Below are 14582 nucleotides of genomic sequence, written 5' to 3'. Positions count from 1 at the left end.
TCTCCAGTGTGGGGATGACCCACAAGGTTGTCAAGTGACAACCTTGCAGCCTTTCAGACCGTTGCACTCAACACCGGCACGACCACGTTGTCCGGCATCAGCTTAGGCACATAGGTCTGGCCATCGATCCACGCACCGACCATATTGGCCCACTCCTGCAACATGTGGCGTCGCTGTTCGGCGTATTCGGCCTTGTTGTAGACCGAGCGCGAGGAACGCCCTCCTTCCTCGTGCGCCAAGCATTTCTCGATCCAGTCTCCGTTGAAGCCCACCTCGTTGAGTAAGGTCGATCCTGTACGGCGCAGGTCGTGGACGGTAAATGCCTCCAACGGAAGACCCGCGATCTTGGCCCGCTCAGCGATGATCTGCGTCACCCGATTCAGCGTTGCATGCGACATGCAGCGATCAGCGTCGTATCTCGACGGCAGTACGAACTTGGAGCCGGCGGCGCAGGTGTGCAACGCCACGAAGATATCTAGCACCTGGCTGGACAAATAAACCACGTGTGGGTTGCGTCCCTTCATCCGCTCCTTGGGGATCGTCCAGATCGCACTCTCGAAATTGACCTCGTTCCAGGTCGCCTCGATCAGTTCGCTCTTGCGCACCAGTGTCAGCAGAACCAGGCGCAGCGCTAGCCGAATGGTCGGGTACGTGGCGATAGACTCCAACTGACGGAACGCCAGCCGAATTTCCGCTGGCGACAGTGCTCGATCCTTCGGGATGAAAGTGGCGATCGAGGCGGCTTTCACGTCGTCAGCCGGGTTGTCCACCTTCTCGCCATGCAGGATTGCGAAGGCATAGACCTGCTTGACGATGTCGCGGATGTGGACTGCGGTCGCCGGGGCACCACGGGCCTTCACCTTGTTGCACAACGCCCGCAGATCGTCGGGACCGATCTCGGTCAGCAACCGGTTCTGGAAGACAGGAAAGATGTCGCGGTCAACAATGCTCTTGCGCATTGCACGCGTGCTGTCGGCCATGCGGGCATCGGCCAGCCAGCGGCCCAGCATGTCGCCAAAGGTCTTAGCCGCGGTAAGACGGCGCTTACTGCGCTGCTTCTCAAGCGCCGGAGAATTGCCTTGAGCGACTGCCTTCTTAGCGTCGATCAGCTTTTCGCGCGCCAAGGCAAGTGAGATACCGGCCGGCCCGTAACGGCCAATAGTCAGCGTCTCGCGTCGGCCGTTGAGGCGGTAATCGTAGCGGAAGGTAACGGTACCGACGGGCGATACCGTCACGTACATACCATCACGGTCAAAAGCCTTATAAGTCTTGGACTTAGGCTTGAGATTGCGCAGTGCGGTGTCGGTAAGCATCGAGGTTTTCCTCCTGTTCGTGACGGCTTTTACCGTCAGGGGCCAGGAGACCTGCTGATGCTCGGAAAGCCGCATAAAACCAGCTTTCCCGAGATGATTTTTACCGTCAAAGACCGCTATGGTCTGAATAGTAAACGAGAGGGTCTTAATCCGACCTCCGGTTCCTACCGTCAGCTTTACCGTCAACCTGTACCGCTGGCTGGCGATAGCCACCGATAGCTTCCGCGACGCATTTATTTCGAAATCAACACGTTACGGAAGTTTTTCGATAGCCTGCGATAGTCCCCGAAGGACCTGATTTCACTCCCACTCAATCGTCGCCGGCGGCTTCCCCGAGATGTCGTACACCACGCGATTGATCCCGCGCACCTCGTTGATGATCCGGTTCGAGACGCGACCCAGCAATTCGTGCGGCAGGTGCGCCCAATGCGCGGTCATGAAGTCGAGCGTCTGCACCGCGCGCAGCGCCACCACGTATTCGTAGGTGCGCCCATCGCCCATCACGCCCACGCTCTTTACCGGCAGGAACACCGCGAACGCCTGGCTCGTGAGGTCGTACCAGGACTTGCCGGTTTCCTTGTCGATGGTGGTGCGCAGCGTTTCGATGAAGATCGCATCCGCGCGGCGCAACAGGTCCGCGAACTCGCGCTTCACTTCGCCGAGAATGCGCACGCCGAGGCCCGGACCCGGGAACGGATGGCGGTACACCATCTCGTGCGGCAGACCAAGCTTCACGCCCAGCTCGCGCACCTCGTCCTTGAAGAGTTCGCGCAGCGGTTCGAGCAGCTTGAGGTTCAGCGTTTCTGGTAGACCGCCTACGTTGTGGTGGCTCTTGATGGTGTGTGCGGCCTTCTTGCCCTTGCCCGCGGACTCGATCACGTCCGGATAGATCGTGCCCTGGGCAAGCCACTTCGCGTCCTTGAGCTTGCCCGCCTCGGTCTGGAACACCTCGACGAATTCGGCGCCGATGATCTTGCGCTTCGCCTCCGGATCCGTCACGCCCGCGAGCTTCGAGAGAAACGCCTCGCTCGCGTCCACGTGAATGACCTTCACACCGAGGTGGTCGGCGAAGGTGGCCATGACCTGCTCGGCCTCGTTGAGGCGCAGCAGTCCGTGATCCACGAACACGCACGTGAGCTGGTCGCCAATCGCGCGATGCAGCAGCGCGGCAGCGACTGACGAATCGACGCCACCCGACAAGCCCAGAATGACGTGCTCGTCGCCCACCTGCTCGCGAATCTTCGCGACGGCTTCGTCGATATAGTGGCCCATCTCCCAATCCGCCTTCGCACCCACGATGCCGAGCACGAAGCGTTCGAGCATCGCGCGGCCTTGAACCGTGTGCGTGACTTCGGGGTGCCACTGCAGGCCGTAGAAATGACGCGATTCGTCGGCCATCGCGGCGATCGGGCACGACTCGGTGGAGGCCATCAGCCTGAAGCCTTCGGGCATTTCCGTGACCTTGTCGCCGTGGCTCATCCAGACTTTCAGCATGCCGTGACCTTCCGGCGTGCTGAAGTCTTCGATGCCTTCCAGGAACTTCGTGTGGTTGCGCGCCCGGACTTCGGCGTAACCGAATTCACGCACGTGACCGCCGTCCACCTTGCCGCCCAGCTGCTCGGCCATCGTCTGCATGCCGTAGCAGATGCCGAGCACGGGTACGCCGAGTTCAAACACCGCTTGCGGGGCGCGCGGCGTATCGGTTTCGGTGACCGAATTCGGGCCGCCCGAGAGGATGATGCCCTTCGGCGCGAACTCGCGGACGAAAGCGTCGTCGACGTCGTACGGATGGATTTCCGAGTACACGTGGGCTTCGCGCACACGTCGTGCAATCAGCTGGGTGACTTGCGAACCGAAGTCGAGAATCAGGATCTTGTCGTGCATGGCAGCGGACGGAATCTAAGAAAGAACGGATACAAAAAACCGCGCACGATGCGCGGCATGGATTTCAGTGCGTACTTTTCAGTGCGTAGTGCCGGGCGCGGACGGATTGCGACTGCTTTGGAGCGGGCCGAGTCTTTCGCGTGGCGTCAGCCATGGAACGGCGGCCGCGGGGCGCCCGCGGCCTCCCTGCGGGCTTCGTCGCGGGCTGCGCTGGTGGTGCTTCCAGCCGCCGTCGTCTCGCTCGCCGCCCCCTGGCCGGCCGCTGCACTCGCCCTTTCCTGCGTCTCGTCGCGCCCCGCGGCAGCGGTGAGACCGGGTTCGACAGGATGGCCGGTAGCCGGACTCACGGGCGCTTCGCTCATGGTTGCCGAAGGGCCTGGCGCAGCGCTCGCGGAGTGATAAACGGGCGCCGGTTCGGGGCGAGCCGGCTCGACTACGGCGGGCTCAACCCGATAGCGCGCGGCATTGAATGCGGGCTCACTTCCGCTGACGGCAGGCGCACCTTGCGGCGCCGGCTTCGCAGAACGAGCAGCCGTCGCGTCTTCTGCCACGCGTGCCTTCTCGCGCCTGCGTACGGCCGAGGCCAGCCGCACGCTACCCAGCCCGAGCACGAGCAACCCCACAGCAGCAAGCCCTGCCACGAGCTGTCCGAATCCCGTCAACGACGGCGTATGCAGGCCGATCAGCCAGACCAGCATCACCACGCCGCTCAGCCACTCGACGTGCCCCGCCACCTTGGCCACCGTAGACGTCATCGCCCCGTCGATCGACGCATGCAAGGCGAGCCACGCCAGCCCGACGAGCGCGAGGCCGAACGCCTGGCCGACGAACGCCGGCTGCGGCTGCACGAGCTGCAAGGCGTTGTAGAGCGACGTCCAGGGCGTAAGCAGAAACAGCACCCCGAACGTCAGCAGCAACAGCGCATCGACAATCAGCACAGCGCGCAGCAGTGGCTTCATTGGCGTCAGTCCACGTGGTAGTTCGGCGCTTCCTTGGTGATCTGCACGTCATGCACGTGCGACTCGCGCATGCCCGCCGCCGTGATTTCCACGAATGCGGCCTTCTCGTGCATTTCCTCGATAGTGCGGCAACCGCAGTAGCCCATGCTGGCTCGCACGCCGCCAATCAGCTGGAACAGGATCGCGTTGACCGAGCCCTTGTAGGCGACTCGACCTTCGATGCCTTCCGGCACCAGCTTGTCGATGTTGGCGGAGTTGTCCTGGAAGTAGCGGTCCGCGGCGCCGTCCTTCATCGCGCCTACCGAACCCATGCCGCGGTACGACTTGTACTGGCGCCCCTGGTACAGGAACACGTCGCCCGGCGACTCTTCGGTGCCCGCCAGCATGCTGCCCATCATCACGGCGTTCGCGCCGGCCGCGATGGCCTTGGAGACGTCGCCCGAGTAGCGCACGCCGCCGTCCGCGACCACCGGCACGCCGGTGCCGCGCAGCGCGTCCGCAACGTTCGCGATTGCGCTGATCTGCGGCACGCCCACGCCCGCCACGATGCGCGTCGTGCAGATGGAGCCGGGGCCGATGCCGACCTTCACTGCGTCCGCGCCGTATTCGACGAGCGCCTTCGCGGCGTCCGCAGTGGCGATGTTGCCGCCGATCACCTCGACCTGCGGGTAGTTCTTCTTGACCCAGCGCACGCGTTCCAGCACGCCTTTGCTGTGGCCGTGCGCCGTGTCGACGACGATGACGTCCACGCCGGCCTGCACGAGCAGTTCGACCCGCTCTTCGTTGTCCGGGCCCACGCCGACCGCAGCGCCGGCGCGCAACTTGCCGTGCTCGTCCTTGCAGGCGGCCGGGTGTTCGGTTTGTTTGGTGATGTCTTTGACCGTCATGAGGCCGCGCAGCTCGAACGCGTCGTTCACCACGAGCACGCGCTCCAGACGGTGGCTATGCATGAGCGACTTGGCTTCGGAAAGCGGCGCGCCTTCCTTCACGGTGACGAGCCGCTCGCGCGGCGTCATGATCGTGCGCACCGGTTCGTCGAGGCGGGTTTCGAAGCGCAGGTCGCGGTTGGTCACGATGCCGATCAACTGTGCGCCTTCGACCACCGGAAAACCCGAAATGCCATGCTGCTGCGAAAGCGCCATGACGTCGCGCACCTTCATCTGCGGCGGCACGGTGATGGGGTCGCGCACCACGCCCGACTCGAAGCGCTTGACCTTTGCGACTTCGCGCGCCTGCTCGGCAGGCGTGAGGTTCTTGTGGACGATGCCCACGCCACCCTGCTGCGCCATGGCGATGGCGAGCCGCCCTTCGGTCACGGTGTCCATGGCTGCGGACACGAGCGGGATGTTCAGGGAGATGTTGCGGGTCAGGCGGGTCTTCAGGCTGGTGTCGCGCGGCAGAACGTCGGAGAAGGCCGGGACGAGGAGCACATCATCGAACGTGAGTGCTTTCTGGATCAGACGCATGGCAAATCCTATAGGCGCAAAAGCAGATTATACGCGATACCTCCCCGGTTTTCACTGCACGAACAGCAGCTTAGCGACGTTTTGCCGAAATTTTTTGAGGTGTCCGGCGCGAAAAATTCGCTTTGCGGTTCGCCTGCCGTTCGATCGGTTTTCGTTTTTGCGTTCGGTCGCCGCCGGCCCGTTGCAGGATCGAACAAGACCGCGCGTCGCCCAGACTGTTAAGCTGCGCGCCTCGTTTGACCGTTTCCGGGATTCCAGATGCAGCGCGGTGTGATGTACGGCGTTCTCGCCGGTGCGTTATGGGGCATGGTGTTTCTCGTACCCCGTCAATTGTCGGATTTTTCGCCCTTCCTGCTGAGTTCGGGCCGCTACGTGATGTACGGGCTCGTCTCGCTTGCGGCGCTGCTGCCGATGATCCGCACCGTGCCGGGCCGCCTCACGCGCGAGGACCTCGCCGCACTGGTCAAGCTCGCCGTGGTCGGCAACCTGCTCTATTACCTGCTGCTCACGGGTGCCGTCCACATGGTCGGCATCGCACCGTCGTCGCTGATTGTCGGCGTGTTGCCGGTGAGCGTGACCCTGCTCGGCCGGCGCGACCACGGCGCCGTGCCGCTTTCCCGTCTCGTCTGGCCGCTCGCGATGGTGGTGGCGGGCATCGTCTGCATCAACGTCGACCTGTTCTCCACGGGCGGCACGACGGGCGACGCAGCGGGTCACGACACGCTGACGAAGCTCGCCGGCATCGCCTGCGCGGTGGGGGCGCTTGCGTGCTGGACCTGGTTCGCAGTCGAGAACGCCCGCTGCCTGCGGCGCATCCAGCATTTCAGCGGCAACGAATGGTCGGTGCTGTGGGGCGTGGTGACGGGCGCGCTCGGCCTCGTCATGTGGGGCGCTATCGCGCTACTGCCCGCCGGCACCGTGCAGACGGCGCTGCCGACACCGCGCTGGCATCTGTTCTGGGCCTTGAATCTCGGGCTCGCGATCGGCGCGTCGTGGCTCGGCAATGGGCTATGGAACGCGGCGTCGCGGCGGTTGCCGCTCACGCTCTCCGGCCAGTTGATCGTCTTCGAGACGCTCTTTGCGCTGCTCTACGCGTTTATCTACGACCACCGGCTGCCGCGGCCGCTCGAGATTGCCGCCATCGTGCTGCTGGTGGCTGGCGTGAGCTGGTCAGTCCGCCAACACGGAAACGAGGATGGGGGCGACGGGCAGTCGATCGAGGAAAAGGCGCAGGCTGCGGCGCATTGATGATGCACGGATCGCGCTCTGAAGACGCACGGCGCGAGGCGGGACTGAAGGAGCGCTGGAAGCGCTCCGTAGGCGGCGCGACCTGCCCGCTTACCGCGAATCCTTGGGCAACCACTTGCGCCCTTCGATCGAGCCTTCGCGGCGCGTTTTGTCGACGCGCCGCTGACGGGCCAGCTTCGGATCGACGATCAGCGACCGGTAGATCTCCACGCGGTCGTGATCGGCAAGCGGCGCGTCGAGCGGCTTGAGCTTGCCGAACACCCCGGTCTTCTGCCGCGTGAGGTCGATGTCAGGGTGCCGCGACAGAATGCCGCTCGCGTCGAGCGCGTCGCGCAGCGTGGCGCCTTCGGGAAGGTCGACGGTGAGGAGTGTCTGCGCGTCGGGCAGCGCGTAGCAGACGTCGATGGTGAGCCGCTTCGTAGTCATGCCGCGCTCACGCCCGCCCGTACCGCTGATCCGCGCGCTTCACGAACGACTCCACGAACGTGTTGGCGATGTGATTGAAGACGGGCCCAATGATCTTCTCGAGCACGATGCTCGTGAATTCGTAGTGCAGCGCGAATTCGATCTTGCAGGCGTCGGCGCGCAGCGGCGTGAAGCGCCAGTAGCCCGTGAACTTGCGAAACGGGCCGTCCGCGAAGTCCATGTCGATGCGCGTGGGCCGTTGCTGCGTGTTATGCGTGGCGAAATGGAGCTTGATGCCCTTGAAATGGATGTTGATGCGCGCCTCCATTCCGTTTTCGTCCTTGTGGCGAATTTCCACGCCACCGCACCAGGGCAGGAAGTTGGGGTAGTCGGCAACGTCGGTGACGAGGTCGAACATCTGTTCCGCCGAATGGCGTATCAACACGGTTTTCTGGACATCAGCCATAAATGCACGGCAGGCGGCGAGGATTGGGCAGCAGCGACGGGCCCGCGCCACGATTGCCGGCCCGCTTTGCTAAAATCACAATTTTAAACGAGTTGGGCACTTTCCATATTTCATGAGCATCATCGACAACAGGAAGGCCTTCTTCGATTACTTCATCGAGGAACGCTACGAGGCGGGGCTCGTGCTGGAAGGATGGGAAGTCAAGGCGATACGCGCGGGCCGCTCGCAGATCAAGGAAGGCTACGTGGTGATTCGCGACGGCGAACTGTTCCTGATCGGGGCGCACATCAGCCCGCTGCCAGAAGCGTCCACGCACATCAAGCCCGACCCGGTCCGCACGCGCAAGCTGCTTCTGCACGGCAACGAGATCAGCAAGCTGATCGGCAAGGTGGAGCAACGCGGCTACACGCTCGTGCCGCTGAACTTCCACTACAAGGGCGGACGAGTGAAATGCGAGATCGGCCTCGCGAAGGGCAAGAAGCAGCACGACAAGCGCGAGACGGAGAAAAAGCGCGACTGGGAACGCGAAAAGGCGCGGCTCATGCGCACGCCGGGCTGAACGTCGTCGAAGCCGCCCTCTTTCCGGGCGGCAAGCCGTATAACGCGGCGTGAATTGCCGGACACCCCCCGCAAAACAGCACGGCCCGCAACGCGCGGGCCGTTTTGCATGGCGAAGGCTCCAGCGCGGTTAGCTGCCGCGCACCTCGCTGCCTTTGCCCTTCACGATGGTGAGCGCCGAGGCGATCATCGATCCCATGTCGGCCAGATTGCCGGGCACGATCAGCGTGTTGCCCTGCTTCGCGAGATTGCCGAACGCGTTCACGTACTGCTCGGCCACCTTCAGGTTGACGGCTTCCATGCCGCCTTCGGACTGGATCGACGCGGCGATTTTCTGGATGGCCTGCGCGTTCGCCTCGGCCACCGCGAGAATCGCTGCCGCCTGCCCTTGCGCCTGGTTGATCGCCGCCTGCCGCTCGCCTTCGGACTTCTGGATCGCCGCTTCGCGCGCGCCCGCGGCCAGGTTGATCTGTTCCTGCTTGCGTCCCTCGGATGCGGCGATCAACGCCCGCTTCTCGCGCTCCGCGGTGATCTGCGCCTGCATGGCGTGGAGAATTTCCTTCGGCGGCGTGAGGTCCTTGATCTCGTAGCGCAGCACCTTCACGCCCCAGTTGGAGGCAGCTTCATCGAGCGCGGACACCACGCTGTGATTGATGAAATCGCGCTCCTCGAAAGTCTTGTCGAGTTCGAGCTTGCCGATCACCGAGCGCAGCGTGGTCTGCGACAACTGCGTGATGGCGAAGACGAAGTTGCTCGATCCGTACGACGCCTTCATCGGGTCCGTCACCTGGAAGTACAGCACGCCGTCCACCTGGAGCTGCGTGTTGTCGCGCGTGATACAAACCTGGCTCGGCACGTCGAGCGGAATCTCCTTGAGCACGTGCCGATAGGCCACGCGGTCGATGAACGGCAGCACGAAGTTGAGCCCCGGCGTCAGCGTGGCGTGATAGCGCCCGAGCCGCTCCAGCACCCATGCATGCTGCTGCGGCACGATCTTGATGGTCTGCGCGATCAGCACCACGACGATCACGAGCACGATCAGCCCGACGACTGGTATTTCCATGGTTGTTCTCCGTTTGTTGTGCTGCGCTTTTTCTATTGCGCCCCGTCAGGCGGGCGACCCATGCTTGCGCGCCGCGACGACGAGGCAACTGCCGCGCAGCGCGGTGATCTCGTAGAAGTGCGCGTCCTCCGGTTCGCCCGGCGCGAGCTCCACGTCCCACTGCGCGCCGCGGTACATCGCCCGTGCCCGACGGTCGCGCCAGGCCGTCACCGTGAGCGGCGACCCGATGTCGATATTGACGTCCGGATTGTGCGCTGCGTCTTTGCGCCGCAGCCGCCCGAAGCGCGAGCGACGCAGCGCCAGCACGGCGACGAGCGCCACCAGCGCAGCCACGGCGAGCTGCACTTCGACTGGCGCGCCGCTCCACTGCGCGAGCCCCGCGGCAATGAAGCCGAGCGCGATCATCAACAGATAGAACGTGCCGCTCATCAACTCCAGCACGATCATCGCCCCCGCGCCGACCCACCAGAACAGTCCGTGAATGGCCACGACGATCCCCCCCAAACGAAAACACCCCGGATTGACCGGGGTGTTATAGCACGTGTTGCAGCACGAATCGGGCGCTTTCTTCGCCGCGGCGTTCGGCAAGCGACAGCACTTGCCGAACGCCGCAGATGCGCTCGTGAATTACTTCGCCTGGGCGAGCGCCTGCCACGTTTCGATGACCGTGTCCGGATTCAGCGAAATCGAGGCGATACCCTCGTCGGCGAGCCACTTCGCGAAGTCCGGATGGTCGGACGGCCCCTGGCCGCAGATGCCCACGTACTTGTCGAGGCGGCGGCAGGTGTCGATGGCGCGCTTCAGCATGAACTTCACCGCGGGATCGCGCTCGTCGAAGTCCACCGCCAGCAGCTCCATGCCCGAATCGCGGTCGAGGCCGAGCGTGAGCTGCGTGAGGTCGTTCGAACCGATCGAGAAGCCGTCGAAGTGCTGCAGGAATTCTTCGGCCAGAATCGCGTTGGACGGCACTTCGCACATCATGATGAGACGCAGGCCGTTCTCGCCGCGCTTGAGACCAAACTTCGCGAGCAGACCGACCACGCGCTCCGCCTGACCGAGCGTACGCACGAACGGCACCATGATCTCGACGTTCGTCAAACCCATCTCCTCGCGCACGCGCTTCAATGCGATGCACTCCATCTCGAACGCCTGCGCGAAGTCTTCCGCGATGTAGCGCGACGCGCCGCGGAAGCCCAGCATCGGATTTTCCTCGTCCGGCTCGTAACGCGACCCACCGATCAGCTTCTTGTACTCGTTGGACTTGAAGTCCGACAGACGCACGATGACGGGCTTCGGATAGAACGCGGCCGCGATCGTCGCAATGCCTTCCGCGAGCTTGTCCACGTAGAACGCACGCGGCGACGCATGGCCGCGCGCCACGCTTTCCACCGCCTTCTTGAGATCCGCGTCGACGTTCGGATACTCGAGAATCGCCTTCGGGTGCACGCCGATGTTGTTGTTGATGATGAATTCGAGACGAGCAAGACCCACGCCTTCGTTCGGCAACTGCGAGAAGTCGAACGCGAGTTGCGGATTGCCGACGTTCATCATGATCTTGACCGGCACCGGCGGCAGCTCACCGCGCTGCACTTCGGTCACTTCGGTCTCGAGCAGGCCGTCGTAGATGCGGCCTTCGTCGCCTTCCGCGCACGACACGGTAACGAGCGAGCCGTCCTTCAGCACGTCGGTCGCGTCGCCGCAACCCACCACGGCGGGTACGCCGAGTTCGCGCGCGATGATGGCGGCGTGACACGTCCGGCCGCCGCGATTCGTGACGATCGCCGAGGCGCGTTTCATCACCGGCTCCCAGTTCGGGTCGGTCATGTCGGCCACCAGCACGTCGCCGGGCTGCACGCGTTCCATTTCGGACGGATCGTGAATCACGCGCACGCGGCCCGCGCCGATCTTCTGGCCGATGGCACGGCCCGTGGCAAGCACCGGCGACTGGCCTTTGAGCTTGAAGCGCTGCTCGATCTTGCCGTGCGACTGGCTCTTCACCGTTTCAGGGCGCGCCTGCAGGATGAATATCTTGCCGTCGCGGCCGTCCTTGCCCCACTCGATGTCCATGGGACGCTGGTAGTGCTTTTCGATGATGACCGCGTACTTCGCCAGTTCGATGACGTCGTCGTCCGTGATCGAGAAGCGGTTGCGCTGCTCGTGCGGCACGTCGACGGTCTTCACACGGCCCGGCTCGCCTGGCTGCGTGAATTCCATCTTGATCAGCTTGGAGCCGATGGAGCGGCGGATGATGGGCGACTTGCCCTGCGCGAGCGTGGTCTTGAAGACGTAGAACTCGTCCGGATTCACCGCGCCCTGCACGACCGTTTCGCCCAGGCCGTAGCTCGAGGTGATGAACACGGCCTCTTTGAAGCCCGATTCGGTGTCCAGCGTGAACATCACGCCCGCCGCGCCCACGTCCGAGCGCACCATGCGCTGCACGCCGGCCGACAGGGCGACCTCCGCGTGCGTGAAGCCCTTGTGGACGCGATACGAGATGGCGCGATCGTTGTAGAGCGACGCGAACACGTGCTTCATGCGGTCGAGCACGTCTTCGATACCGACCACGTTGAGGTAGCTTTCCTGCTGACCGGCGAACGAGGCGTCGGGCAGGTCTTCGGCCGTAGCCGACGAGCGCACGGCAAAAGACAGCTCGCCGGGCGAGCCTTTTTGCAGCGTGTCGAACTGGGCGCGAATTTCCTCTTCGAGACGAGGCTGCATCGGCGCAGCCACGATCCACTCGCGGATCTCCTTGCCCGCGGCGGCAAGCGCCTTCACGTCGTCGACGTCGAGCGTGTCGAGACGTTTCGCAATACGTTCGGTGAGGTTGTTGTGTCGGAGGAAGTCGCGGAACGCGAGCGCCGTGGTGGCGAAACCGGTCGGCACGCGCACACCGGCTTCGGCGAGCTGGCTGATCATCTCGCCGAGCGACGCGTTCTTGCCGCCCACGATTTCCACGTCGGTCATCCGCAACTGTTCGAACGGAACTACATACGCCTCATCCTTTGCGACGTTAACTGCGTTAGTCATACAAGCCCCTAAGTGTGAAAAAAATGCTCGATTGCGCAAGTGGGCTTACGCGCGACAGGCTCATTGGAAGCGTGTCGCACCTTGCGCAACCTGTTGGAGAAGCAATCGCCGGCGGCGGAGGTCTTGCAGCCGCCACTACTGGCGGCCCTCCAGCGCTATGCCTTGCGGGGAGCCGGCAAAGCCGACTGCGATAGCACGATGAAGCGCAAGATTCGCCGAAATTACCGCGAGTCTGTGCATATTTGCGACAGAACGACGCGGGATCGACGGCAATTCGGCGTGGTTCGCCTGCAATTGCTTATCCAACAGGTTGCCGCTATTCTACCGTGCCGAGTGCCGAAATGTGTCAGCCGGCACGAACAACGCCTCGAATGGGTGCACGAACACGATCTCTCGCGTTCAAGGCCTTCACGGCGCGGCCTTCGGGCCGATCCTTCTCCTTGCCACACCGGGCGCTGCCGCGCTTGACGTTTTAGCTTCTACCGATGCCGCCCACCGTATTCATCGTCTCCGACGGTACTGGAATCACTGCCGAGACCTTCGCGCATTCCATCCTCTCCCAGTTCGATCAGAAGTTCCGCCTCGTGCGCGTGCCGTTCGTCGACTCTACGGAGAAGGCCTACGTGACCGTCGAAAAGATCAACGAATCGGCGATTCACGACGGCCGCCGGCCAATCGTCTTCACGACGCTCGTGAACAGCGGCTCGAACCAGATCGTGAAGGGATCGAATGCGCTCGTGCTGGACATGTTCCAGACCTTCGTCGAGCCGCTCGAGCAGGAACTGGAACTCAAGTCGAGCCACGCGATGGGCCGCGGCCACCAGAACGCGGACACCGACGAATACAAGAACCGCATCGAGGCGATCAACTTTTCGCTCGCCCACGACGATGGCCAGTCGAACCGCAATCTGACGGATGCGGATGTGATCCTCGTCGGCGTGTCGCGCAGCGGCAAGACGCCGACCAGTCTCTATCTCGCCATGCAGTACGGCGTGAAGGCTGCCAATTACCCGCTGATTCCCGAAGATTTCGAACGCGGCAAGCTGCCCACGCCGTTGCTCGCGCACCGGACGAAGATCTTCGGGCTCTCCATCGACCCGCAACGCCTCTCCGAAATCCGCAACGAGCGGCGCCCGGGCAGCAAGTACGCGGCGCTGGAAAACTGCCGCTACGAGATCAACGAAGCTGAAGCGATGATGCGGCGCGAAGGCATCAAGTGGCTCTCGTCGACGCACAAGTCGATCGAAGAAATCGCCACCACCATCCTGCAGGAAATCAGGCTGGACAAGCCGGCGTACTGACCGCCGTCCGAAGGAGCGTGCTCATTCGCGGTGCCGCTGCTGGCGGCACTGCTCGAAGAGACACACGGCCGCCGCCGCCGCGACGTTGAGTGACTCCATGCCGCCTGGTTGCGGAATGGTCATCCTGTGCGCGGCGGCCTGACGCCACGCCGCCGATACCCCCGCCCCTTCGTTGCCGAACACCCACGCAAGCGGTCCGGACAGATCGCTGTCGTAGATCGCCGCGCTGCCGTGCGAGTCGGTGATCGCAACCGGTACGTCGAGCCGCTCGATCAGTGTGGACGTCTCCACGTCCTCATGAATGTTCATCAGGAAATGCGCGCCCATGCCGGAGCGCAACACCTTGGACGACCACGCGTACGCGGTGCCGGGACCGCAGAAGACATGCTGGATGCCGGCCGCTGCCGCGCTCCGCAGAATCGAACCCACGTTGCCCGCATCCTGAATGCCGTCGAGCACGACGCAGGTCTGCGCCACGCGCTCGGGCATCCCGGGGACAAGCCGGTCGACGAGCAGCAGCAACCCCACGCCGTTCACGACATTGGATAACTGGCCAAAGAGCGCGTCGGGCAGCATCACGACATGCTGTGGATCGATGCGCGCGATGATTTCCTGCGCCTCGTCATGGCGCAGCGCCCCTTCGGTCACGATGCAGGTCTGCGGCTGCCCTGCCGCGTCCAGGTAGGCTCGCGCGAGATGGAACCCTTCGAGCAGCGCCTGACCGCTGCGCCGCTGCTGATGAGTCGAGCCGGCCAGCGCCTTCAGGCGTTTGTAGAGCGGATTGTCGCGCGAGGTAAGCGTTTTCACGGGCTTTCACGAGGGCGCCCACAAGGCTCTGGTGGGCGCGCGGCAAGAAGATGGGACGAAGAAACAGCGCCGATGCGGCGCCGAG

The 14582-nt window shown here is 63.6% G+C and carries 13 protein-coding genes; 3 read left to right on the top strand and 10 right to left on the bottom strand.

The genetic code is table 11. The features are described 5' to 3' along the window. Positions 1 to 53 precede the first annotated feature (53 nt). The 4 genes from PXJ20_RS12575 to guaB form a co-directional block, all read right to left on the bottom strand. Positions 54 to 1313, bottom strand: coding sequence for a tyrosine-type recombinase/integrase (locus tag PXJ20_RS12575; RefSeq protein ID WP_186032782.1), 1260 nt, complete (start codon positions 1311 to 1313; stop codon positions 54 to 56). 300 nt (positions 1314 to 1613) lie between these two features. Continuing rightward, positions 1614 to 3197, bottom strand: a complete 1584-nt coding sequence (gene guaA / locus PXJ20_RS12570; protein ID WP_421030845.1) for a glutamine-hydrolyzing GMP synthase — start codon at positions 3195 to 3197, stop codon at positions 1614 to 1616. A gap of 146 nt (positions 3198 to 3343) precedes the next feature. Then, the gene (locus PXJ20_RS12565) at positions 3344 to 4156 is read right to left on the bottom strand and encodes a hypothetical protein (protein ID WP_421030844.1); all 813 of its coding nucleotides are present in this window, start codon (positions 4154 to 4156) and stop codon (positions 3344 to 3346) included. A 5-nt stretch (positions 4157 to 4161) separates the two neighbouring features. Beyond that, a complete protein-coding gene (gene guaB / locus PXJ20_RS12560; RefSeq protein ID WP_017778161.1) occupies positions 4162 to 5622 on the bottom strand; it encodes an IMP dehydrogenase in 1461 nt (486 codons plus the stop codon). 258 nt (positions 5623 to 5880) lie between these two features. On the opposite strand from guaB, the gene PXJ20_RS12555 reads away from it, so the two are divergent. Next, entirely contained in the window at positions 5881 to 6870 is a 990-nt protein-coding gene (locus PXJ20_RS12555) for a DMT family transporter (protein WP_421030843.1), read from the top strand. A 90-nt stretch (positions 6871 to 6960) separates the two neighbouring features. On the opposite strand, the gene PXJ20_RS12550 is transcribed toward PXJ20_RS12555, so the two are convergent. Then, a complete protein-coding gene (locus PXJ20_RS12550) occupies positions 6961 to 7296 on the bottom strand; it encodes an RnfH family protein (RefSeq protein WP_277597913.1) in 336 nt (111 codons plus the stop codon). A gap of 7 nt (positions 7297 to 7303) precedes the next feature. After that, complete coding sequence (locus tag PXJ20_RS12545) at positions 7304 to 7741, bottom strand: type II toxin-antitoxin system RatA family toxin (RefSeq protein WP_026122123.1); 438 nt, start codon at positions 7739 to 7741, stop codon at positions 7304 to 7306. A gap of 112 nt (positions 7742 to 7853) precedes the next feature. Between PXJ20_RS12545 and smpB the strand changes: the two genes are divergently transcribed. Next, the gene (smpB, locus tag PXJ20_RS12540; RefSeq protein ID WP_017778157.1) at positions 7854 to 8300 is read left to right on the top strand and encodes an SsrA-binding protein SmpB; all 447 of its coding nucleotides are present in this window, start codon (positions 7854 to 7856) and stop codon (positions 8298 to 8300) included. 129 nt (positions 8301 to 8429) lie between these two features. On the opposite strand, the gene PXJ20_RS12535 is transcribed toward smpB, so the two are convergent. The 3 genes from PXJ20_RS12535 to ppsA all read right to left on the bottom strand — a co-directional run bounded on the left by PXJ20_RS12535 (position 8430) and on the right by ppsA (position 12389). After that, positions 8430 to 9362, bottom strand: a complete 933-nt coding sequence (locus PXJ20_RS12535) for an SPFH domain-containing protein (RefSeq protein WP_017778156.1) — start codon at positions 9360 to 9362, stop codon at positions 8430 to 8432. Between the two features lie 45 nt (positions 9363 to 9407). After that, a complete protein-coding gene (locus PXJ20_RS12530) occupies positions 9408 to 9851 on the bottom strand; it encodes an NfeD family protein (RefSeq protein ID WP_026122122.1) in 444 nt (147 codons plus the stop codon). 138 nt (positions 9852 to 9989) lie between these two features. Beyond that, a complete protein-coding gene (gene ppsA, locus PXJ20_RS12525) occupies positions 9990 to 12389 on the bottom strand; it encodes a phosphoenolpyruvate synthase (RefSeq protein WP_413213732.1) in 2400 nt (799 codons plus the stop codon). 485 nt (positions 12390 to 12874) lie between these two features. Between ppsA and ppsR the strand changes: the two genes are divergently transcribed. After that, the gene (gene ppsR, locus PXJ20_RS12520) at positions 12875 to 13690 is read left to right on the top strand and encodes a posphoenolpyruvate synthetase regulatory kinase/phosphorylase PpsR (protein WP_017778153.1); all 816 of its coding nucleotides are present in this window, start codon (positions 12875 to 12877) and stop codon (positions 13688 to 13690) included. Between the two features lie 21 nt (positions 13691 to 13711). Here the strand turns inward: ppsR and PXJ20_RS12515 are convergent, their stop codons facing one another. Beyond that, positions 13712 to 14497, bottom strand: a complete 786-nt coding sequence (locus PXJ20_RS12515; RefSeq protein WP_421030842.1) for a TrmH family RNA methyltransferase — start codon at positions 14495 to 14497, stop codon at positions 13712 to 13714. Positions 14498 to 14582: the final 85 nt, after the last annotated feature.

The sequence above is a fragment of the Paraburkholderia sp. A1RI_3L genome, assembly GCF_048957895.1.
GTDB classification, from domain to species: Bacteria; Pseudomonadota; Gammaproteobacteria; order Burkholderiales; family Burkholderiaceae; genus Paraburkholderia; species Paraburkholderia kururiensis.
The sequence above is the reverse complement of the archived record's forward strand: the minus strand, read 5'-3'. Positions and strand labels throughout refer to the sequence as shown.

Bases quoted from the DNA above. Each gene is read 5' to 3' on its own strand.
- PXJ20_RS12575 (WP_186032782.1), bottom strand. From the start codon at position 1,313: ATGCTTACCGACACCGCACTGCGCAATCTCAAGCCTAAGTCCAAGACT.
- guaA (WP_421030845.1), bottom strand. From the start codon at position 3,197: ATGCACGACAAGATCCTGATTCTCGACTTCGGTTCGCAAGTCACCCAG.
- PXJ20_RS12565 (WP_421030844.1), bottom strand. From the start codon at position 4,156: ATGAAGCCACTGCTGCGCGCTGTGCTGATTGTCGATGCGCTGTTGCTG.
- guaB (WP_017778161.1), bottom strand. From the start codon at position 5,622: ATGCGTCTGATCCAGAAAGCACTCACGTTCGATGATGTGCTCCTCGTC.
- PXJ20_RS12555 (WP_421030843.1), top strand. From the start codon at position 5,881: ATGCAGCGCGGTGTGATGTACGGCGTTCTCGCCGGTGCGTTATGGGGC.
- PXJ20_RS12550 (WP_277597913.1), bottom strand. From the start codon at position 7,296: ATGACTACGAAGCGGCTCACCATCGACGTCTGCTACGCGCTGCCCGAC.
- PXJ20_RS12545 (WP_026122123.1), bottom strand. From the start codon at position 7,741: ATGGCTGATGTCCAGAAAACCGTGTTGATACGCCATTCGGCGGAACAG.
- smpB (WP_017778157.1), top strand. From the start codon at position 7,854: ATGAGCATCATCGACAACAGGAAGGCCTTCTTCGATTACTTCATCGAG.
- PXJ20_RS12535 (WP_017778156.1), bottom strand. From the start codon at position 9,362: ATGGAAATACCAGTCGTCGGGCTGATCGTGCTCGTGATCGTCGTGGTG.
- ppsA (WP_413213732.1), bottom strand. From the start codon at position 12,389: ATGACTAACGCAGTTAACGTCGCAAAGGATGAGGCGTATGTAGTTCCG.
- ppsR (WP_017778153.1), top strand. From the start codon at position 12,875: ATGCCGCCCACCGTATTCATCGTCTCCGACGGTACTGGAATCACTGCC.